Source organism: Labrys sp. (in: a-proteobacteria) (assembly GCF_047605565.1).
GTDB classification, from domain to species: domain Bacteria; phylum Pseudomonadota; class Alphaproteobacteria; order Rhizobiales; family Labraceae; genus Labrys; species Labrys neptuniae.
This window is the reverse complement of sequence record NZ_JASGFM010000013.1, coordinates 13247-34809: the sequence shown is the minus strand read 5'-3', so window position 1 is coordinate 34809 and position 21563 is coordinate 13247. Positions and strand designations below refer to the sequence as shown.

Annotated in this window: 18 protein-coding genes; 15 read left to right on the top strand and 3 right to left on the bottom strand. The window is 64.5% G+C overall.

The genetic code is table 11. From position 1 onward, the window contains the following. Window positions 1-6: 6 nt before the first annotated feature. The gene (locus tag QM672_RS13755; RefSeq protein ID WP_415083190.1) at window positions 7-1278 is read right to left on the bottom strand and encodes an ROK family protein; all 1272 of its coding nucleotides are present in this window, start codon (window positions 1276-1278) and stop codon (window positions 7-9) included. A 347-nt stretch (window positions 1279-1625) separates the two neighbouring features. On the opposite strand from QM672_RS13755, the gene QM672_RS13750 reads away from it, so the two are divergent. The 5 genes from QM672_RS13750 (at window position 1626) to QM672_RS13730 (ending at window position 7336) form a co-directional block, all read left to right on the top strand. Continuing rightward, a complete protein-coding gene (locus QM672_RS13750; protein WP_394314653.1) occupies window positions 1626-3062 on the top strand; it encodes an extracellular solute-binding protein in 1437 nt (478 codons plus the stop codon). Between the two features lie 274 nt (window positions 3063-3336). After that, window positions 3337-4254, top strand: coding sequence for a carbohydrate ABC transporter permease (locus QM672_RS13745; protein WP_415083188.1), 918 nt, complete (start codon window positions 3337-3339; stop codon window positions 4252-4254). Window positions 4255-4265: 11 nt separating this feature from the next. Next, complete coding sequence (locus QM672_RS13740; protein ID WP_311937994.1) at window positions 4266-5099, top strand: carbohydrate ABC transporter permease; 834 nt, start codon at window positions 4266-4268, stop codon at window positions 5097-5099. A 6-nt stretch (window positions 5100-5105) separates the two neighbouring features. Next, a complete protein-coding gene (locus QM672_RS13735) occupies window positions 5106-6152 on the top strand; it encodes a Gfo/Idh/MocA family protein (protein ID WP_367625496.1) in 1047 nt (348 codons plus the stop codon). Beyond that, window positions 6152-7336, top strand: coding sequence for an ABC transporter ATP-binding protein (locus QM672_RS13730; protein ID WP_367625495.1), 1185 nt, complete (start codon window positions 6152-6154; stop codon window positions 7334-7336). Before QM672_RS13735 ends, QM672_RS13730 begins: the two co-directional genes overlap by 1 nt. 123 nt (window positions 7337-7459) lie before the next feature. Here the strand turns inward: QM672_RS13730 and QM672_RS13725 are convergent, their stop codons facing one another. Next, entirely contained in the window at window positions 7460-8362 is a 903-nt protein-coding gene (locus tag QM672_RS13725) for a LysR family transcriptional regulator (RefSeq protein ID WP_415083184.1), read from the bottom strand. Window positions 8363-8525: 163 nt separating this feature from the next. On the opposite strand from QM672_RS13725, the gene QM672_RS13720 reads away from it, so the two are divergent. Together QM672_RS13720 and QM672_RS13715 are read left to right on the top strand one after the other, a co-directional pair. Beyond that, window positions 8526-9725 (top strand): MFS transporter, encoded by a 1200-nt coding sequence (locus QM672_RS13720; RefSeq protein ID WP_311937986.1) that lies wholly within the window; start codon window positions 8526-8528, stop codon window positions 9723-9725. Window positions 9726-9821: 96 nt separating this feature from the next. Beyond that, entirely contained in the window at window positions 9822-10355 is a 534-nt protein-coding gene (locus QM672_RS13715; RefSeq protein WP_415083182.1) for a DUF2569 domain-containing protein, read from the top strand. 2 nt (window positions 10356-10357) lie between these two features. Here QM672_RS13715 and QM672_RS13710 read toward each other — a convergent pair whose 3' ends face one another. Continuing rightward, on the bottom strand, window positions 10358-11398 hold the full coding sequence (locus tag QM672_RS13710; protein ID WP_415083180.1) for a carbohydrate kinase family protein: 1041 nt from the start codon (window positions 11396-11398) through the stop codon (window positions 10358-10360). 514 nt (window positions 11399-11912) lie between these two features. Between QM672_RS13710 and QM672_RS13705 the strand changes: the two genes are divergently transcribed. From QM672_RS13705 to rpsA, 8 genes are all read left to right on the top strand, one after another. Then, entirely contained in the window at window positions 11913-12377 is a 465-nt protein-coding gene (locus QM672_RS13705) for a hypothetical protein (RefSeq protein ID WP_068293965.1), read from the top strand. A gap of 183 nt (window positions 12378-12560) precedes the next feature. Then, window positions 12561-13034 (top strand): formate dehydrogenase subunit gamma, encoded by a 474-nt coding sequence (locus QM672_RS13700; RefSeq protein WP_105863428.1) that lies wholly within the window; start codon window positions 12561-12563, stop codon window positions 13032-13034. Then, window positions 13031-14584: a formate dehydrogenase beta subunit gene (locus tag QM672_RS13695; RefSeq protein WP_415083177.1), complete on the top strand. Its 1554-nt coding sequence runs from the start codon at window positions 13031-13033 to the stop codon at window positions 14582-14584. The genes QM672_RS13700 and QM672_RS13695 overlap by 4 nt, the downstream gene beginning before the upstream one ends. Before the next feature lie 18 nt (window positions 14585-14602). Beyond that, window positions 14603-17434: a formate dehydrogenase subunit alpha gene (gene fdhF, locus QM672_RS13690; RefSeq protein WP_415083175.1), complete on the top strand. Its 2832-nt coding sequence runs from the start codon at window positions 14603-14605 to the stop codon at window positions 17432-17434. Between the two features lie 165 nt (window positions 17435-17599). After that, window positions 17600-18430, top strand: coding sequence for a formate dehydrogenase accessory sulfurtransferase FdhD (gene fdhD / locus QM672_RS13685; protein WP_311937975.1), 831 nt, complete (start codon window positions 17600-17602; stop codon window positions 18428-18430). Next, window positions 18420-18674 (top strand): formate dehydrogenase subunit delta, encoded by a 255-nt coding sequence (locus QM672_RS13680; protein ID WP_311937973.1) that lies wholly within the window; start codon window positions 18420-18422, stop codon window positions 18672-18674. Before fdhD ends, QM672_RS13680 begins: the two co-directional genes overlap by 11 nt. A 32-nt stretch (window positions 18675-18706) precedes the next feature. Further along, complete coding sequence (locus QM672_RS13675; RefSeq protein WP_311937971.1) at window positions 18707-19072, top strand: cupin domain-containing protein; 366 nt, start codon at window positions 18707-18709, stop codon at window positions 19070-19072. A 313-nt stretch (window positions 19073-19385) separates the two neighbouring features. After that, the gene (gene rpsA, locus QM672_RS13670) at window positions 19386-21083 is read left to right on the top strand and encodes a 30S ribosomal protein S1 (protein WP_082980020.1); all 1698 of its coding nucleotides are present in this window, start codon (window positions 19386-19388) and stop codon (window positions 21081-21083) included. The last annotated feature ends 480 nt before the right edge of the window (window positions 21084-21563 follow it).

Sequence of the window (21563 nt, the reverse complement as noted above, 5' to 3'; positions counted from 1 at the left end):
CCGCTGTCACAGCGCGAAATGCAGCAACTCAGACAGAATCAAGCCGGCGGCTCCGCGTAGCGCCGCCCGGTCTTCGAGGTCCCCCATGACGAGTTGGATATCGTTGCCAGGACGCCAGGGCACGAGGTCGCGCATATGAGCGGCGATCGCCTCCAGCAGGGTCGCGCCGCCGCCCACCACGTCGCCGTGCAGTACGAAGAAATTCGGCGCCATGGTCTGCTGAAGATTGGCGATACCGATGGCGACGTTGCGGGCATAGAGGTCGAGGAGGCCGGCTGCCGCGCCGTCATTTTCCGTGGCCAGCAGGGCAAGGCTGCGCGAATCCATGGCCTCACAGGAGGGAAGATGGCGTTGCAGGGCCTCGCGGCGCAGCCAGCCCAGGGTGGCGATCGTCTCCCAGCATCCCCTGCGCCCGCAGCGGCAGGTCGCGCCGTCCACCTGGACGAAGGTATGGCCGAGTTCCCCGCCCGCTCCGGCCGGCCCGCGATACAGGTGACCGTCGAGGAAGATGGCACCACCGAGCACGTCCCCGGTATAGATCACCGCGAAATTAGGCTTGCCGCGTCCGATACCGAACCAGCGATCGCCGACCAGCAAGGCGCGGGGATGGTGGTCGACCCGCACCGGCAGGCCGAAGCGGCGCGCCAGGGCCTGCCCGAGCGGGAAGCCGTCGAGCAGGGGCGCCAGATTGACCGCGACGATCGTGCCGGTATCGGTGTCGATCATGCCGCCTGCCGCCACGCCGATGCCGAGCGGCGGGCGATGGGCGAGATCGAGGACCTGCCCGACACAGTCGAACAGGATGTCGATCAGGGGTTCCACTGTCGCAGCATCCTCAGGGAAGGGGGCCCTGACTTCCGCCGTGATGGTGCCGTCCAGCGACACCAGGCAGCAATGCACGCCGTCATGCATGAGCAGGACCGCACAGATGGGGGCAGCGTCCTCGGCAAACCAGATCGGCCGTGCCGGCTTGCCGCCGCCTTCCTTCGAGGGCAGCGGCTCGCCTTCCACCAGGATGCCCTGGTCGATCAAGGGCTGGATGATGCCGGTTATGGTGGCACGGTTGACCCCGACATGCCTGGCCAGTTCGGCACGGCTGGTCGGTCCGAGATCGAACAGCACCTGCAGCACGCGGCCACGATTGGCCAGGCCTATGGAGCTCGAGGAAATCAGGCCCTGCCGACGGGCATCGGGACGCGACGTGTCATCGAACAAATCGTTCAGCGCGGCAAGGCCGCCGCGTTCGCCATCGGACGAGAACCTATCTTCGGACGCCATGGCCGCCAGTCCCGAACTGAAAGGCCTGCGAAGACCACTGGTCGTCGCAGGGAAATGAATTGCCCGCCAACTCTTAGTGCCAGCGCGAGGGAATGTCCCCCATCCTTTCCCGCGCGTCCCGCCCAGAATCGTCAGGCTTCGCCTTGACGATATAGTTAGTTTGTGTGAGCATCAAACATATTAGAGAAACCGGCGGGACACAACCATCCGGTCGCTATGAGGGGCATTCATCCAGTGCCCCCAACTGGTCAGCGTTCAAGCACTCAAGCGAGGCGGCAGGTCCACCGGCCCGACCTCGCAACAACAAGAACTGCACCACCAGACCGACATCAGAGGAGAGAACGAGCATGGTTACGATACCTGAGATCTCGCGCCGCGCCTTGCTTCGCAGCACGGCCGCCTTTGCGGGAGCCGCCGCCCTGGGCCTGAATTCCGGACGAGCCTCCGCGCAGGGCAAGACCTTGCGGGTGCTGCTGGCGGGCGACCCCTTCTACTACGCCATCCAGGGCCTCGCCGATCAGTTCAAGCAGGAGACCGGCATCGAACTGCAGATCGAGAGCATCTCGCTGGAAGCCCTGCAGGCCCGCCTCACCTCCTCCTTCATCTCCAACCAGCCGGATGCCGACGTCATCTCCGTCGACCAGATGTGGCTCGGCCAATATCTGGAAAGTCGCTGGATCCTGCCGCTCAACGACTTCATCAAGGCGGACAAGGACACCGACATCAAGGACTTCGTGCCCGAGGTTCTCTATTCCATGAACACCTGGCGCGGCCAGGTCGGCACGCTGCCGGTGGCGACCTATGGCCAGTGCGTGCTCTATCGCAAGGACTTCGTCGACGCCGCCGGCGTGAAGATTCCCGACGACGGCTCCTGGACCTGGAGCGACTATCTCGACATCGTCAAGAAGCTCAACGGCAAGGAATTCGACGGCAAGAAGATGGCGGGCACGGTGCTCGCCGGCCAGCAACCTGCGCCCATCGTGCACATGTATACCCAGCTCGCCGCCAGCTCCGGCGTGCGCTGGTTCAAGCAGTTCCCCACCGGCCAGTGGGATTTCACCCCCACCATCAACACGCCGGAGAATGTCGAGGCGCTCAAGCTCTTCCTCGAGCTCTACAAGAACTCCCCGCCCGAGGCGATCGGATACAACTGGTTCGATGCCGGCATGCGCTTCGCCAAGGGCGATGTCGGCATGTTCTACTGGTGGACGCCCTATTCCTATCTCTGCCGCAAGGACGGCTACATGTCCGGCAAGGATTCGGTGGTGGCCGACAAGCTCGGCATCACCCGCCTGCCGCGCTCCCCCGGCAAGGACCAGGTGGTCTCGATCGGCGGCCACAGCCTGGGCATCCCCTCCAACACCGCCAACAAGGACGGGGCCTGGAAGTTCATCAAATGGGCGACCTCGGCCAAGACGCAGAAGGCCATGGCGCTCTACACCAAATATGGCCACCAGTTCTCGGACTTTGCCCGCCCCTCGCTCTACGAGGACGCCGAGCTCCTGAAGATCTATCCCTATCTGCCCGCCCAGATCGCCGATCTCAAGCGCGGCAACGGCAAGATCGTGCGGCCGCCCTGCCCCGTCTACACCACGCTCGAGGGCATTTACGGCCTCAACCTCAACAAGGTGCTGTCGGGCGACACCGCTCCGGATGCCGCGCTGAAGGACACCGAATCCTTCTTCTCCAACATCCTGACCGGCAATTTCCTCATTCCCTACAAGCAGCCCACCTATGACGACACGCTCGACGCGACCAAGGCCCTGATCGCCTCGCTCGCGTGAGGGTGGGCACGGCCCGCCGGGTCTCCCACCGCGCGGGCCGTGCCGTTTTCACGATGCGGGGTGACTTCGTCTTCAGACAGCTTTGTGCAGCCCCTCACCCTTACCCTCTCCCCGTAAGAACGGGGCGAGGGGGACTTTGACGCTGTTCCGTATTCGGCACGGCTATCCTCTCGCGCGACGACTGCCACTCCCTCGCCCCGTTCTTACGGGGAGAGGGTAAGGGTGAGGGGCTGCGTGACGTTTGAAAATTCGCGAGACCAGCGAGGGCAAAGCCATGACCATAGCCGAAACATCAGCCATCCCGGCCCGGCCGAAGCGCCGGGTGCCGGCCTTTTTGCCCTATCTGTTGATCAGCCCCTCGATCATCCTGCTGCTGGCCCTGATCGCCTTCCCGCTGCTCTTCGCGCTCAAGAACAGCTTCTACTTCTGGAATCTGCAGATGAGCCCGGTGCCGATGGGCTATATCGGCGGCGGCAATTACGAGATGGCGTTTTCGAACTCCTTCTTCCTGGGCGCCTTGTGGAACACGCTGCTGCTCACTTTGGTGGGCACCGCCATCGAATTCTGCCTGGGCCTGGCCATTGCGCTCCTGCTGGTGAAGAAGTTGCCCGGGCTCAATCTCGCCCGCGCCTTGCTGATCATGCCCACCACCATCGCGCCGATCGTGGTCGGCTTCCTCTTCCGCTACATGTATGATCCCAATGGCGGCCTGATCCCCTGGATGCTGTCCTCGGCCGGCATTCCGCTGCCGGCGCAGGGCCTGCTGGGCTCCGGCAGCACCGCCCTCTGGGCCATCCTGTTCGCCGACATCTGGCAGTGGACACCGTTCTTCGCCATCGTGCTCTATGCCGGCCTGCTCTCGGTACCGCCCGACATCATCGAGGCCGCCCGCCTCGACAAGACCTCGCCCCGGGCGATGCTGGTGCGCATCAAGCTGCCGCTGATCCGCAAGACGGCGCTGATCGTGGTGATGCTGCGCTTCATGCAGTTGTTCAACACCTTCGACCTGGTGCTGGTGCTGACCAAGGGCGGACCGGGCTCCTCCACCCGCACACTCGGCTACAGCCTCTACCAGCAGGGCCTCGTCGACTTCAACATCGGGCTCTCCAGCGCCATGACCTGGATGATGGTCATCATCGTCAACGCCATCATCGGCCTGTTCGTCTTCTTCGCCTTCAAAGACCTGGACTGAGGAGCCGACCAATGCGCAAGGGCAAGAAACTGGCCGGCACCGCGACAAGCTACGCGCTCACTTTGCTGCTGCTCGCCTTCTTCATCGGCCCGATCCTGTGGTTCGCCCTGCTGGCGATCCGCCCGTCCGACACCTTCTTCACCATGCCGCCGGTGCTGGCCTTCAAGCCGGACTGGACCTCGCTGCACTATACGTTCGGCGATCCCGGCAACAACCTGCCCCAGCTCGTCAACAGCCTGATCGTCGCCATCGGCGCGGTGCTGCTCAACCTGCCCTTCTCCCTGCCGGCGGCCTATGCGCTGTCGCGGTTCCGCATCCGCGGCCGCAAGAACATCATGCTCTGGTATCTCGGCCTCCTGATGGCCCCGCCCGTGGCCTTCCTGATCCCCTATTCGATCCTGGCGAGCTCGGTGGGCCTGAAGGGCAGCTATTTCTCCATGATCCTGATCATGCAGACGCTGACCATCCCCTTCTCGATCTGGCTGATGAAGAGCTTCATCGACGAGGTGCCGGTGGAGATCGAGGAGGCCGCGCGCGTCGACGGCGCCAAGACGCCGGCCATCGTGCTCAAGATCGTGCTGCCGCTGGTGCGCCCAGGCATCATCGTCACCTCGATGTTCGCCTTCGTCTTCGCCTGGAACAATGCCGCCTTTCCCCTGGTGCTGGCCAACCGCGCGACGGCGACGCTGCCGGTCGGCACGCTGCAGTATTTCGGCACGGCCGGCGTGACCTGGGGCTTCATCGGCGCCGCGGCGCTGGCCGCCATGCTGCCGCCGATGATCATCTTTCTCGCGCTCGACCGCTATGTCGTGCGCGGCCTCACCTTCGGTTCTGTCAAAGGATAAGTGTTGATGTCTACCCAGAAATCCGCCCGTTTCGGTGTCGTCGGCGCCGGCCTGTGGGGCTCCTTCCATTGCAAGACGCTGAACGCCATTCCCGGCGCCGAGCTGGCGGCCGTGTGCGACCTCAATCCGGAACGCGCCGCCGAAATGCAGCGCCAGTTCGGGGCGAAGAAGGTCTATCAGGATTTCCGTGCCCTCATCGCCGATCCTGATGTCGAGGCGGTGACGGTGGCCACGCCCGACTTCGCCCATGCCGACATCGTGCTGGCGGCCATCGAGGCCGGCAAGCACGTCATGAGCGAAAAGCCGCTGGCGACCACGCTCGCCGAAGCCGAGACCATTGCCGAGGCCGCCGCTAGGAGCGGGGTCAAGGTGATGGTGGACTTCCACAACCGCGTGAACCCCGCCGTCCACACCGCCCGGGAAACCATCGCCCAGGGCGAGATCGGCAAGCCGCTGCATGCTTCGGCCCGGCTCTCCAACACCGTATTCGTGCCCTTCGAGCTGTTGTCCTGGGCGAGCCGCTCCTCTGCCCTGTGGTTCCTCGGCAGCCATGCGGTCGATGCGCTCTGCTTCATGCTCGATGCCGAGGTCGTCAAGGTGCAGGCGATGATGCGCCGCGGCCACCTCGCCGCCCAGGGCGTCGACACCGCCGACGTTCATATCTCGCTCTTGGAATTCGACAATGGCGCCGTCGCCACTCTGGAGAACAGCTGGGTGCTGCCGCGCGACCTGCCGCTGGTCTTCGACTTCCGGGCCGAGATCGTCGGCGAGAAGGGCTCGCTGCAGCTCGACACCGCCCAGAACGGCGCCTTCCGCAAATATGCCGGCGCCGGCCTCAAGACCGCTGACCTGCTCGGAGTGACGCCCGCCGCGGGCGGGCGCATCGGCGGCTTCGTGATGGAGGCCATCGCCCGCTTCGTCGATGCCGTCACCACCGGTTCGCCTGTGCTGGCCGATGCCACCGATGGCCTCAAGGTCACCCGCGTGCTCGCGGCCATCGAACAGGCCGCCGCCAGCGGCAATGCCGTGACGCTGGCGAAGGGAGGGGTCTGATGGCGACATTGTCCTTCAAATCCGTCGGTAAACGCTTCCCCGATGGCACGCTGGCGCTCGCCAATGTCGATCTCGACATCAGGGATGGCGAATTCCTGGTGCTGGTCGGCCCTTCGGGATGCGGCAAGTCGACCTTGCTGCGCAGCGCCGCCGGCCTGGAGGACCTGTCGCAAGGCCAGGTGCTGATCGGCGGCCGCGACGTCACCAATGCCGATCCGGGCGACCGGGACGTCGCCATGGTCTTCCAGAATTATGCGCTCTACCCGCATATGGACGTCTACGAGAACATGGCCTTCGGCCTCGGGCAGCGCAAAGTGCCGCCGGCGGTGATCAAGGACAAGGTGGAAAAGGCCGCCCGCATCCTCGATCTCACCCATCTGCTCAAGCGCAAGCCCGGCGCCCTGTCCGGCGGCCAGCGCCAGCGTGTCGCGATGGGCCGTGCCATCGTGCGCGACCCACAATGCTTCCTGATGGACGAGCCGCTCTCCAATCTCGATGCCAAGCTGCGCGTGCAGATGCGCGCCGAACTCAAGCTGCTCAACGCGCAGCTCGGCGTCACCACGCTCTATGTCACCCACGATCAGGTCGAGGCGATGACCATGGGCGACCGCGTCGCCGTGCTGCGGCCGGTGGCGAAGGAGGGCGAAAGCAATCTCCAGCAATGCGCACCGCCGCGCGAACTCTATGAAAACCCGGTCAATCTGTTCGTCGCCGGCTTCATCGGCTCGCCGGCCATGAATTTCTTCACGGTGCGCCTCGGCGAGGAGGCCGGCACTGCCTTTGCCGCGATTGCCGGCACCTCGCTGCGCCTGCCTTTGCCGGCCGGACTGCTTCAAGCCAATGCAGGCCTCGCCGCCTTCAAGGGCCGCGACGTCATTCTCGGCCTGAGGCCCGAGAGCTTCCGCCTGCCCGTTGCCGCGGGCAAAGGCCTTTCCTGCGAAGTGCTGCTTACCGAGATGACCGGCGCCGACGCCTATGTCTTCTTCGACCTGCCCGCCGCCTCGTCGGTGGCAGGGACCGGGCGGCTTGCCACGGGGTCGGAAGCGGGCGCCGGCGCGGCCAACCGCATCACCGCGCGCGTCGAGCCGGCCCGGTTGCCCGAGCGCGGCGACCATATCGAGATCGGCGTCGACATGGGCCAGGCCCGCTTCTTCGCGCCTGATAGCGGACTGGCGCTGCGATAGGTTGGAAACGCGCTCCGTCATCCCCGGCGGGCCGTAGGCCCCGGGATGGGGATCCAGGGGCCAGCGCCGCCATGATTGCCCCTGGATTGCCTTCCCTCGCTTCGCTCGCCGGGAATGACAGCTTCAGGGAGGGTCGAGGGGCGGGATCAGTTCGGCAGCCGCCAGAAAGTCCACGAAGACTCGCAGCTTGGGAGACAAGTGTCGGCTGGACGGCCACATCACCTGGATACGGGTGGTCGTCTCGAGATAGTCGCCGAGAACGCTGACCAGCGTTCCCGCACGCAACTGCTCCCGGACAGCCAGATCGGGGACGCAGGCAAGGCCGAGCCCTTCCTCCGCCAGGGTGATCTGCGGCTCCAGCGTGTTCATCACCATGCTGACCGGCAGCTCGATATCCAGCCATTCGCCGTCGCGGCGCAGCGGCCATTTGTCCAGCTTGCCGCTGGTGCGGAAGCGATAGACCAGACAGGCATGGCGCGACAGGTCTTCGGGATGCTGCGGCAAGCCGGCCTGGCGGAAATAGCCGGGGGATCCGACGAGGGCCCTGCGATAGAAGCCGAGCGTGCGGCTCATCAGGCGGGAATCGGCCTGCTCCCCGGTGCGGATCACCGCATCGAAACCATCTTCGATCACGTCGACGAGCTGGTCGGAGAAGTCGAGCTCGAGCTCGATCAGGGGATAGAGCCGCCGGAATTCGGCCAGCTTCGACATGAAGCGCAGCCCCATCGAGGGCAGGCTGATGCGCAGCCTGCCCTGCGGGGCGGCCTGGTTGCGGGCAAGCTCGGTCTGCGCCGCCTCGAATTCGCCGAGGATGCGCCGGCAGCGTTCAAGGAAAAGCATGCCTTCCGCCGTCAAGGTGACGCTGCGGGTCGAGCGGTGAAACAGGCGCGTGCCCAGCCTGTCCTCCAGGCGCGCCACCGCCTTGCTGACCGCGGAAGGCGAGATGCCCAGCCGCCGTCCGGCATCGGTGAATCCGCCGGCATCGACCGCCTGCACGAAGGCATTGAGGGCGCCCAGACTGTCCATGAGGTCTCCCGCCTCGATTATTTGTGACATAAATGTCAGAAGTGTTTTGAACTATAGCCAGTTATTCGCCCTTACAAAAAGGGCTAAGGTCCTGCCCGTACGGCCGGCAAGTCGCCTCCTGTGGAGGGCCCCTTTCCATGGCCTTCCCTCGGGAGTTCTTGCAATGAGTTCGACTGTTTCGATCGGCGGCCCTTCGCCCGCCATCGATCGCCTGCCTGTCGGCGGCCTGCTGGCCCTCGCCATGGCCGGTTTCATCACCATTATGACGGAGGTGATGCCGGCGGGGCTGCTGCCGCAGATGGGCGGGAGCCTCGGCGTCTCCGACGCTGTCGCCGGCCAGTTGGTCACCACCTATGCGGCCGGTTCGCTGGTGACCGCCATTCCCTTGATGACGCTGACCCAAAGCCTGCCACGGCGCCTGCTGCTGCTCATCGCCATCATCGGCTTTGCCGCGCTCAATGCCGTCACGGCCATGTCCTCGAGCCTTTCCGTCACGCTGGTGGCCCGCTTCCTCGCCGGGGCCTGCGGCGGCCTGGTCTGGGCGCTGCTCACCGGCTATGCCGCCCGCATGGCCCCCTCCCGTCTCGCCGGCCGGGCTATCGCCCTCACCGGCATCGGTGCGCCACTGGCCTTTTCGCTCGGCGTGCCGGCCGGCACCTTCATCGGTACCCTGATCGGCTGGCGCCTCGCCTTCGGCCTGATGAGCGTGGTAGCCCTGCTGCTGGCCGGCTGGATCCTCGCCGTCCTTCCAGATTTCGCCGGCCGCCGCGGGGATCAGCGCCTGGCGCTGCGGCCCATCCTGACCCTGCCCGGCATCAGGCCGATCCTCGCCGTGATGGGGCTGTTCGTCGTCGCCCACAACCTGCTCTACACCTATATCGCGCCTTTCCTGGTGCTCTCCGGCCTGGCGGAGCGCGTGGATGTCGTGTTGCTGTGCTTCGGCCTCGCCGGGCTGGCGGGGCTGTGGGTGGTGGGCGCCTTGATCGACCGGCGCCTGCGCCTGATGGTGCTGGGCAATCTCGTCCTCTTCGGCGCCTGCGCGGTCGCTTTGGGCCTGTGGTCGACGTCTCCCGTCGTCGTGCTGGCCGCCACGGCCGTGTGGGGCATGGTCGCCGGCGGCATACCGACCCTGTTCCAGACTGCGTCGGTGCAGGCGGCCGGCGAGGCCGCCGATGTCGCGCAGGCCCTGTTCGTCACGGTCTGGAACAGTGCCGTTGCGGTGGCGGGCCTGGCCGGCGGCGCCCTGCTCGGATCTTTAGGCGCCACGGTGCTGCCCTGGGCGATGGCGTGCTTGCTGGCCTTGGCCTGGCTCACGGCCTGGCTTGCGCGGTCGTCGAGCTTTCCAAAGCCTCCTGCGATTTGACGAGCACGACAGGACCGCAAGGACGCGTTCCGTGCGGTGTTGCACAAATGAACGAGGCCGTTCGATTATGATCCCCGACGGCAGTGGGGGAACGACATGGCCAATTCAAGCGACACGATGACGGCGCAGGTACAGGATGGGCCACGGGGCATCGGCGGCTGGATGATCCTGCCCATCATCGGACTGATCGGAACCTTGGTGTTCACCATGATCAACCTCTATGGCGTCGTCACCGAATGGGAGGGGATGAAGGCCATCATCGCCGGCGAGAACCAGACGACAGCGGCCCTGAGACTGCCGGTGGCGGCATCGCTTCTTGGGGGCTTTGCCCTGAGCGGGCTCGCCGCCCTATGCCTCTACCGGATCTTCACCCATTCACCCAGCGTGCCCCGCCTGATGACAGCCTTCTACATTGGGTTGGTCGTGATCTCATTGGCGGAGCTGGGCGGGGATTCCTATATCTCGAACCTGACCAATACGCCGAGCGATCCGACCCATATCAAGGATCTCGTCCGGGCATTGATCGCTTCGGCGATCTGGATTCCTTATTTCCACCGCTCTCGCCGTGTCGCCAATACCTTCCGCACGCGGGATGCCGCCGTCGACCGCAAGATCGGTGAAATCTTCTGACCTCAGCCGATCCCGTCGTTCCAGCCCCATTCGTCGGCAAGGGCCAGGCATTCGCGCCAGGGAGCGACGGCGTCGCAGGTCGTCACGGACCGCAGCGAGGCCGCCGCGGCGGCGTGGGCGAGCGCCAGGCAGCGCCGGAGCTCCCAGCCTTCGTGGAAGCCGTAGAGAAAACCGGCAGCAAAGGCGTCGCCCGCGCCATTGGCACCGGCGATGGCCTGCTTGGGCACGCGAATGGAGGGCTGGGTAACGATATCGCCGTCCCGGGTCACGGCGACGGCGCCGGTCGGAAAATGCGCCGCCACCACCTGGCAATTGCCTGCCTCCAGGACCTTGCGTGCCGCCTTGATGCAGGCATCGACCACCGTGCGATCGTCCCGCACCGTCTCCTCCTCGCCGATCGCTCCCATCTCGGCATCGTTGACGACGAGGAGATCGAGATGGGGCAGCAACGGGCGAACCAGTTCGCGCAGTCGCGCCGGCGAAGCGGTGGCCAGTTCCAGATTGGTGATGAGGCCGGCCTGCCTCGCCATGCGCAGCACGGTCAGCCAGCCATTGGCGTCCCCGTTCCAGGGCGCGTCCATCTTCTTGTGCACGCCGGGCAGGCCGAGATGGAGGATGCGCCCTTTCGTGTCGGCGAAATCGAAATGCTCCGGCGTCATCAGCGAGGCCACACCCGGATTGAAGATATGGGTGCGCCGGCCGCTACGCTGGGAAGTATAGGCATCGGTGTGCAAGGTGCGGGCTTCCGGCGTCATCACCAGACGGCGGCGATCGATGCCATAGCGGTCGGCTTCGGCATGGAGCAGGCGGCCATCCTCGTCCTCGCCGATCAGCCCCTGCGTCTCCACCCAGATGTCCGGATCCAGGCGCTTGATATCGATGGCGAGGTTGCAGCCCGAACCGCCGCCGCGCGATTCCTCGTGCAGGATCTCGACGAGGCCATCCTCGCCCGGCCAATATTCAACCAGCTTGTTGCCGTCGACGCACCAGGTTCCCGCCGTGACGATCCCGGAACGCGCCGAGGCTGGACGCTCACCCTGCATTTCCTCTACCCGTCGAATGTCAGGCCGGCGGCAGGACGCTCTCACGACTCACCGACGGCCCGGAGTTTATTTGTAGCGAAAAGAAACAATCAATTGCCGCCTTTTGCAATGGCGCGATTGCCGCGGCCGAGCCATGCTTGATCGCCGCTGCACGCAGGCCGTGTCCGGCATGACTCTACCTTGGGTGGTATCGGAAGGCGAATACTTGCGGCGACTGAGGGCCTGCAGGCAACCGGCACCGTCTCCACTGCACGCAGAAGCTGTTGCCCAAGCAGGGCCTGGAATCATTCCGCCTGCTGCCCCTTCGTCCCTCGATGACAAACACGCCGTTTTATGCTATGATCTCAAGATCTTAGGCGGACATGCCTGCCAAGATGAACGCCACATGAACGGCGATGATAGCAAGAGTTCATCTGTTCTGGATTAATGGTTAACTTAAGGTAATTTCCAGGTGGAGAGGCCCTGCCGGCCCGGCTACGACGAAGGCCGGAACTCCCTCTCCGAGGAGTGTTCCATGTTTCGTAAATTGTTGGTGGCCGCGTTGGCGGCCCTTACCCTGAGCGCGGCGTCCATGACAGCGACCGCGCCGGCCGAAGCGCGCAGCAACGGCTATTTCTTTCCCCATCATGGCGGCGGCAACTGGGGCGGCGGTGGCCGCCACTGGGGCGGCGGCGGTTGGGGCGGGCGCCGTTGGGGCGGTGGCGGCTGGGGTGGCCGTCGTTGGGGTGGCGGCTGGGGTCATCGCCGCTGGTATGGCGGCGGCTACGGCCGGCGCTGGCGTGACGATGGCTGGGGCTGGGGCGCCGGTCTCGCGCTCGCTCCCCTGCTGATGACGCCGGGCCTCTATGGCGGTTATGGCGGCGGCTATTATGACGACGGCTATTATGATTATGCACCGGCCTGCCGCTGGCGGCGGGTGCGGGTCTACACCGATTATGGCTGGCGCATCCGTCGTCAGCGCGTCTGCTACCAATATTGACCTTCTTGGAGATCCGGGATCGTCCGCCGCTGCGGAACGATCCCGGATCGAACCGTCTTCCAGTGTCTCTCGTGACGAGCGGAGCTTAATAGAAGATCTCTATCGTTCGACGAAAATTGATGCTTGATCGCGTTGGAACGAGGGCACATTGTTCCTCTCTGGAACTAGTCGAAAGAGAGTGGCATGCCAGCCCACGAAGATTGGAATACCGCACGCGCGGCTGAACTCATCGCGGCAGGCCAGACGTTGGAAGGCCCGCTGCTGCCGATCCTCCACTCCTTTGTGGAAACCTTCGGCTATGTCCCCGAGCCGGCCGTCCCCATGGTGGCCGAAGCGCTCAATCTCTCCCGCGCCGAGGTGCATGGCGTGGTGACGTTCTACCATGATTTCCGCAGGGAACCCGCCGGCGAGCATGTCATCAAGCTCTGCCGTGCCGAGGCCTGCCAATCCGCCGGCTGCGAAGCCTTGGCGGATCACCTCGTCGAAAAGCTCGGTATCGAGTTCGGCGAGACAACGCCGGATGGACGCGTTACACTCGAACCGGTCTATTGCCTGGGCCTGTGCTCCATTTCCCCCGCCGCGATGATCGACGGCCGCCTGGTAGCCAGGCTCGATGCCAAGCGTCTCGACAAGGCCCTGGAAGAGGTGGTGCGATGACCATGCGCATCTACGTTCCACGCGATGCCGCCGCCATTGCCTGTGGCGCCGATGAACTCGCTGCAGCTCTCAAGGTTGCAGCGATCGCCCGCAAGCTCGATATCGAGATCATCCGTAACGGTTCGCGGGGCATGGCCTGGCTCGACCCGCTGGTGGAGCTGGTCACCCCTGAAGGCCGCATCGGCTACGGCCCGGCCGAGCCGGAAGACGCCGACAGCCTGATCGCCGCCTTCGCCGGCGACGGCGCCCATAAATTGCGGATAGGCAAGCCCGAAGACCAGCCTTTCCTCAAGCGTCAGACCCGCCTGACCTTCGCGCGCGTCGGCATCGTCGATCCGCGCGACCTCGACGACTACAAGGCCCATGGCGGCCTCAAGGGCCTGGAAAAGGCGATTGCCATCGGGCCATCGGCCATCGTGGACGAAGTCACCAAATCCGGCCTGCGTGGCCGCGGCGGCGCAGGCTTTCCGACCGGCATCAAGTGGAAGACGGTCGCCGACACTGCCGGGCCACAGAAATACATCGTCTGCAATGCCGACGAGGGCGACAGCGGCACCTTCGCCGACCGCATGCTGATGGAAGGCGACCCCTTCTGCCTGATCGAGGGCATGGCCATTGCCGGCGTCGCCACCGGTGCGACCAAGGGCTATGTCTATATCCGCTCCGAATATCCCCACGCCATCGCCGCCATGGATGCAGCCATCGAGAAGGCCCGCCGCGCCAATGTGCTCGGCAAGGGCATTCTCGGCTCGGCCCATGATTTCGACATGGAAACCCGCACCGGCGCCGGTGCCTATGTCTGCGGCGAGGAAACCTCGCTGCTGGAAAGCTTGGAAGGCAAGCGCGGTACGGTACGCGCCAAGCCGCCGCTGCCGGCCCATAAGGGCCTGTTCGGCAAGCCGACCGTGATCAACAACGTGCTCTCGCTCGCCACCGTGCCGATCATCCTGGCCGAGGGCGCCGAGCATTACCGCGATTTCGGCATGGGCCGTTCGCGCGGCACCATGCCGATCCAGCTCGCCGGCAATCTCAATTATGGCGGCCTGTTCGAGACCGCCTTCGGCATCACGCTGGGCGAACTCGTCGACGATATCGGCGGCGGCTGCTTCACCGGCCGTCCCGTGCGCGCCGTGCAGGTCGGCGGCCCCCTGGGCGCCTATTTCCCGCGCGAACTCTTCGACACGCCCTTCGACTACGAGGCCTTCGCAGCCAAGGACGGCCTGATCGGCCATGGCGGCATCGTGGTGTTCGACGATACCGTGGACATGCGCCGCCAGGCCCGTTTCGCCATGGAATTCTGCGCCATCGAAAGCTGCGGCAAGTGCACGCCCTGCCGCATCGGCGCTGTCCGGGGCAAGGAAACCATCGAGAAGATCATCGCCGGCAAGGATGTGACCCGCAACATCGCCGTGGTCGAAGATCTCTGCCAGACCATGAAGTTCGGCTCGCTCTGCGCCCTCGGCGGTTTCACGCCCTATCCGGTCCTCTCGGCCATCCGCCATTTCCCCGAAGATTTCCACGGCACGCCCCAGCGCATCGCCGCCGAATAATCGCCAAGGAGACAGTCAATGTCCCTCGTCCACGAAATCGACTACGGCACGCCGCTCTCCAAGTCGGAGAAGATGGTCACGCTGACCATCGACGGCCAGGAAATCACCGTGCCCGAGGGCACCTCGATCATGCGCGCCGCCATGGAGATGGGGACGCAGATCCCCAAGCTCTGTGCCACCGACATGATGGACGCCTGGGGCTCCTGCCGCATGTGTCTGGTCGAGATCGAAGGCCGCAACGGTACGCCGGCCTCCTGCACCACGCCGGTGGCGCCGGGCATCAAGGTGAAGACGCAGACCTCTCGCCTGGCCGAGATCCGCAAGGGCGTGATGGAGCTCTACATCTCCGACCATCCGCTCGACTGCCTGACCTGCGCCGCCAATGGCGATTGCGAATTGCAGGACATGGCGGGCGCGGTGGGCCTGCGCGAAGTACGCTACGGCTATGAGGGCGACAACCATCTCGGCCTCGACAAGGATACGTCCAACCCCTACTTCACCTTCGACACCTCAAAATGCATCGTCTGCTCGCGCTGCGTACGGGCCTGCGAGGAAGTCCAGGGCACCTTCGCGCTGACCATTTCCGGCCGCGGCTTCGAAAGCCGCGTGTCGCCGGGCATGGACGAGGCCTTCTTCGATTCCGAATGTGTCTCCTGCGGCGCCTGCGTGCAGGCCTGCCCGACGGCCACCCTCACCGAGAACAAGGTGATCGAGATCGGCCAGCCCGAGCATTCGGTGGTGACGACCTGTGCCTATTGCGGCGTCGGCTGCGCCTTCAAGGCCGAGATGCGCGGCGAGGAAGTCGTGCGCATGGTGCCCTACAAGGACGGCAAGGCCAATCGCGGCCATAGCTGCGTCAAGGGCCGCTTCGCCTGGGGTTACGCCACTCACAAGGAGCGCATCCTCAAGCCGATGATCCGCTCCAAGATCACCGATCCCTGGAAGGAAGTGAGCTGGGAAGAAGCGATCGCCTACACCGCTTCCGAGTTCAAGCGCATCCAGGCCAAGCACGGCAAGGCCTCGATCGGCGGCATCACCTCCTCGCGCTGCACCAATGAAGAGACCTATCTTGTCCAGAAGCTGATCCGCGGTGGCTTCGGCAACAACAATGTCGATACCTGCGCCCGCGTCTGCCATTCGCCGACCGGCTACGGCCTTGGCCAGACCTTCGGCACCTCCGCCGGCACGCAGGATTTCGATTCGGTCGAGGACAGCGACGTCATCGTCGTCATCGGCGCCAATCCGACGGACGGCCACCCGGTCTTCGGCTCGCGCATGAAGAAGCGCCTGCGCGAAGGGGCCCGCCTGATCGTCATCGATCCGCGCAAGACCGACATCGTACGCACGCCGCATGTCGAAGCCGATTACCATCTGCCCCTGCTGCCGGGCACCAATGTCGCCATTGTGACGGCGCTGGCCCATGTCATCGTCACCGAGGGCCTGGTCGCCGAGGATTATGTGCGCGAGCGCTGCGACTGGGACGAGTTCCAGAACTGGGCCGCCTTCGTCGCCGATCCCCGGCATTCGCCGGAAGCAGTGGAGAAATATACCGGCGTGCCGGCCGAACTGGTGCGCGGCGCCGCTCGCCTCTACGCCACCGGCGGCAATGGCGCCATCTATTACGGCCTCGGCGTCACCGAGCACAGCCAGGGCTCGACCACGGTGATGGCGATCGCCAACCTCGCCATGGCCACCGGCAATATCGGGCGCCGCGGCGTCGGCGTGAACCCGCTGCGCGGCCAGAACAACGTGCAGGGCTCTTGCGACATGGGCTCGTTCCCCCATGAATTGCCCGGCTATCGCCACATCGCCGGCGATGAAGTGCGCCACATGTTCGAGGAATTCTGGGGCGTGCACCTGGAAAAGGAACCGGGCCTGCGCATTCCCAACATGCTCGACGCCGCCGTCGAGGGTTCGTTCCTCGGCCTCTATGTGCAGGGCGAGGACATCGTGCAGTCCGATCCGGACACCAAGCATGTCACGGCGGGCTTGGCCGCCATGGAGTGCGTCGTCGTGCAGGATCTCTTCCTGAACGAGACCGCCAACTACGCCCATGTCTTCCTGCCCGGCTCCTCCTTCCTGGAGAAGGACGGCACCTTCACCAATGCCGAGCGCCGCATCCAGCGTGTGCGCAAGGTGATGGCCCCCAAGGCCGGCTATGCCGACTGGGAGGTCACGCTGCTGATCGCCGAAGCCATGGACTTCCCCATGCCCTACGAGCATCCCTCGCAGATCATGGACGAGATCGCGCGGCTCACACCCTCCTTCGCCGGCGTCTCCTACGAGAAGCTGGAGCAGGACGGCTCGGTGCAGTGGCCCTGCAACGACAAGGCGCCCGAGGGTACGCCGATCATGCATATCGACCATTTCGTCCGCGGCAAAGGCCGCTTCATGGTTACCGAATACATCCCGACCGACGAGCGCACCGGGGCACGCTTCCCGCTGCTGCTCACCACCGGCCGCATCCTGTCGCAGTACAATGTCGGCGCGCAGACCCGGCGTACCGAAAACTCGATGTGGCACGAGGAGGATGTGCTGGAAATCCATCCGCACGACGCCGAGCAGCGTGGCATTCGCGAGCATGACTGGGTGCGCCTGGAAAGCCGCTCTGGTTCGACCTCGCTGCGAGCCACCATCACCGATCGCGTGGCGCCGGGTGTGGTCTACACCACCTTCCACCATCCCTCGACGCAGGCCAACGTCATCACCACCGACTTCTCGGACTGGGCGACCAATTGCCCCGAATACAAGGTGACGGCGGTTCAGGTCATGCCTTCCAACGGCCCGTCGCAATGGCAGGAGGAATATGAGGCGATGGCGAAGAATTCGCGTCGCATCGCGGCGGAGTGAGGACAGCACCCTTCTCCCCTTGCGGGAGAAGGTCCCGGCAGGGGGATGAGGGGTCTCGTGACCTATGCAGATCATATTGCTGAAATCAGGGGTTGAGAGGTTGATCCAACCCCTCATCCGGCTTTCGGCCACCTTCTCCCACAGGGGGAGAAGGAGAAGAACACCATGACCGATCCCGTCCGCACCATCTCCCGCTTTGCCTGGCGTGACGGCATGTTCACGCCAGGCGAGCGCATGGTTCCCGAGGAGATGGCGATCTCGCTGGTCTATGATGGCGGTTCCCATGCCGTGATGATGGGAAGCCCTGTCGATCTCGAGGACTTCGCCTACGGCTTCTCCCTCACCGAAGGCATCATTGCCTCGCTCGACGACGTCACCGAGTTCGAACGCGTCGATTACGAGGAAGGTGTCGAACTTCGTATGTGGCTGAAGGGCGATCGAGGCGCCGCGCTCGCCGCCCGTCGGCGCATGCTGGCCGGGCCCACGGGCTGCGGCCTGTGCGGCATCGACAGCCTGACCGAGGCGGTGCGCAAGCCGCAGCCGGTCGCCGGTGACCTCAAGCTGTCACCCGCCGATATCGAAACCGCCCTCGCTTCACTCGCGCCCGCCCAGATACTGAACCACCAGACCCGCGCCGTGCACGCTGCAGCCTTCTGGACCAAAGCCGACGGCCTCGTCGCCCTGCGCGAGGATGTCGGCCGGCACAATGCGCTCGACAAGCTCGCCGGCGCGCTGGCCCGGCGTTCCATCGCTCCCGCACCGCAAGGCCTGCCGGGCATCGTCGTCCTCACCAGCCGGATCTCGGTGGAAATGGTGCAGAAATCGGCCGCGATGGGTGCCTCCATCGTGGTGGCGGTCTCCGCCCCCACGGCCCTCGCCATCCGCACTGCCGAGGAGGCCGGCATCACGCTGGTCGGCATCGCCCGCTCCGACGGCTTCGAGATCTTCACCCATCCCCACCGTATCGTTCCGGAGAAACTCGCCCATGTCGCATGATGAAGCCGCGCATGAGGGCCACGCACATGACCCCTCCGCCAAGCTGGTGAGGATGGCCAACCAGATCGGCCTGTTCTTCGCGTCCCAGCGCGAGGAAGTGCGGGTGCCCGGCATCGCCGAGCATATCCGCAAATTCTGGGAACCCCGCATGCGCAACCAGATCTTCGAACATCTGGATGCCGGCGGCGAGGGCATCGATCCCCTGGTCAGGAAGGCCCTGGAGAGCTTGCGCGAGAAGGCGTGAATTCCGGGATCGCAGGCATCCAGGGGATTTCCATGCCCGACACCCTCTTCGACTGGGACAAGATCGAGCCTCGCACGGTCATTCCGGGCTTCCACGGTCGCTTCATGCATTCGGGCTCGATGACCTTCGTGCTCTGGCAGATCGATGCCGGTGCCACGTTGCCCCTGCATTCCCATCCGCATGAACAGGTGGTGCATCAGTTCGAAGGCGAGCTGGAAGTCACCGTCGACGGCCTTACCACGGTGCTAAAGCCGGGCATGGTCGCCGTGGTGCCACCCAACGCCCCGCATTCCGGCCGGGCCCTGACGGCCTGCCGGACGATGGACGTCTTCCATCCCCTGCGCGAGGACTATCGCACGGGCGCCCCCAGCGTGCTGCAGCAGGCGATGCCGGACTAATCGGAGCCCGCTCGCCCGCTCGCTGCGTCCCTCGGCTTTTTTTGCAGGATTCCCGGCCGGAAAACGGCAAAAATTCGCCTTTTGCCTTGCTCCGCCCCTTCCATCTTGATATGGAACCGCCCATCTGACGCTCAGCCGTCATTGCAGATGTGACGGGCGTTCGAAAAATAGACCAGAAAGACGTTTCCGCCTTGCGGGCCTTGCGCCGGCCGGGTGTGTTTTTTCTCAAAACACTCCGCCTGTGGCTGCTCCAGCAGCCCTGCCGCTTTCCGGAAACGATGATCAACACCAACCGCCGGCGCCAGGAAAACATATGTCCGTACAGGAAAACGTGCTGCGTGAAGATTTCGCCGCGATGCTCGACGAAGCATTCGGCACCGGCGATATGGCCGAAGGTTCGGTCGTCAAGGGTATCGTCGTCGCCATCGAGAAGGACCTCGCGGTCATCGATGTCGGCCTCAAGACCGAAGGCCGCGTAGCTCTGAAGGAATTCAACGGCCCGGGCCGCGACAGCGCGCTCAAGGTCGGCGACGAGGTCGAGGTCTATCTCGAGCGCATCGAAAATGCGCTGGGCGAAGCCGTCATCTCGCGTGACAAGGCTCGCCGCGAAGAAAGCTGGATCAAGCTGGAGAAGTCGTTCGAGGCCAATGAAAAGGTCGACGGCGTCATCTTCAACCAGGTCAAGGGTGGTTTCACCGTCGATCTCGACGGCGCCGTGGCCTTCCTGCCGCGCAGCCAGGTCGACATCCGTCCGATCCGCGACGTCACCCCGCTGATGAACGTTCCGCAGCCCTTCCAGATCCTCAAGATGGATCGCCGCCGCGGCAACATCGTCGTCTCCCGCCGCACGGTCCTCGAAGAGAGCCGCGCCGAGCAGCGTCACGAGATCGTCCAGAACCTCGAAGAGGGTCAGGTGGTCGACGGCGTGGTCAAGAACATCACCGATTACGGTGCGTTCGTTGACCTGGGCGGCATCGACGGCCTCCTGCATGTCACCGACATTGCATGGCGCCGCGTGAACCATCCGACGGAGCTTCTGACCATCGGCCAGCAGGTCAAGGTCAAGATCATCAAGATCAACCACGAGACGCACCGCATCTCGCTGGGCATGAAGCAGCTCCAGGCCGATCCGTGGCTGGGCATCGACGCCAAGTACCCGCTGCAGGCCAAGTTCACCGGCCGCGTGACCAACATCACGGACTACGGCGCGTTCGTGGAACTGGAGCCGGGCATCGAAGGCCTGATCCACGTTTCCGAAATGTCGTGGACCAAGAAGAACGTCCACCCCGGCAAGATCGTTTCCACCTCGCAGGAAGTGGAAGTGCAGATCCTCGAGGTCGACCCGATCAAGCGTCGCATCTCGCTCGGCCTCAAGCAGACCCTTTCCAACCCCTGGGAAGATTTTGCCGACAAGCACCCGAACGGCTCGGTGGTCGAAGGCGAAGTCAAGAACAAGACCGAGTTCGGCCTGTTCATTGGCCTCGACGGCGATGTGGACGGCATGGTCCATCTCTCCGACCTCGACTGGAACCGTCCGGGCGAGCAGGTCATCGACGACTTCCGCAAGGGCGACATGGTCAAGGCCGTGGTGCTCGACGTGGACGTCGAGAAGGAGCGCATCTCGCTGGGCATCAAGCAGCTTGCGGGTGACCCCTTCGTCGATGCCGGCGAACTGAAGAAGAACCAGGTCGTCACCTGCGAAGTCACCGACGTCAAGGAAGGTGGCATCGACGTCAAGATCACCGGCACCGACCTCACGGCCTTCATCCGCCGTGGCGATCTGGCCCGCGATCGCGCCGATCAGCGCCCCGAGCGCTTCGCTGCCGGCGAAAAGGTTGACGCCCGCGTCATCCAGTTCGACCGCAAGGCCCGCAAGGTCCAGGTCTCGATCAAGGCTCTGGAAATGGCCGAAGAGAAGGAAGCGATTGCCGCTTACGGTTCTTCGGACGCCGGCGCCTCGCTCGGCGACATTCTCGGCGCCGCCCTGCGCGCCCGCACCGAGAAGAAGTAAGCCCGGGACCGCCGGCTTTCAGCCGGCTCTTGGAGCCATCACGATTGCAGAAAGGGCGCGACCTTCAGGGTTCGCGCCCTTTCTTTTCAGGCCCCCCGCCAACATCGGAGGCCCATGCCGGTCTGAAGACCGGCACACCGGGAAAGGCGCGTCAAACTGGTGTGCCGGTCTTCGGACCGCAGCACCGTCGGCGAAGAAAAGATTGCATGGGCCGACCTGACACCGCTCGGCCGAAAGCTGTTCGGGCAGCAAAATTGGTACCAGCGATACACAGGCAAGATTTCGCGTTGGACCGTTCCAGCTTAATAATCTTTCCAAAAAGGGCGCCTAAACGGGTGCCCTTGCTTGTTTGGTGAATTTTTCCCCTTTCCGGCGCATGAGCATCTTGCATTGCCGCAGCGTTTGGTTGATCGGTTGTGCCTTACAAGCCCCGAATGGCCGTCACCCGGCGGGAAATTCGCGAGCAAGGGGGAAACAACC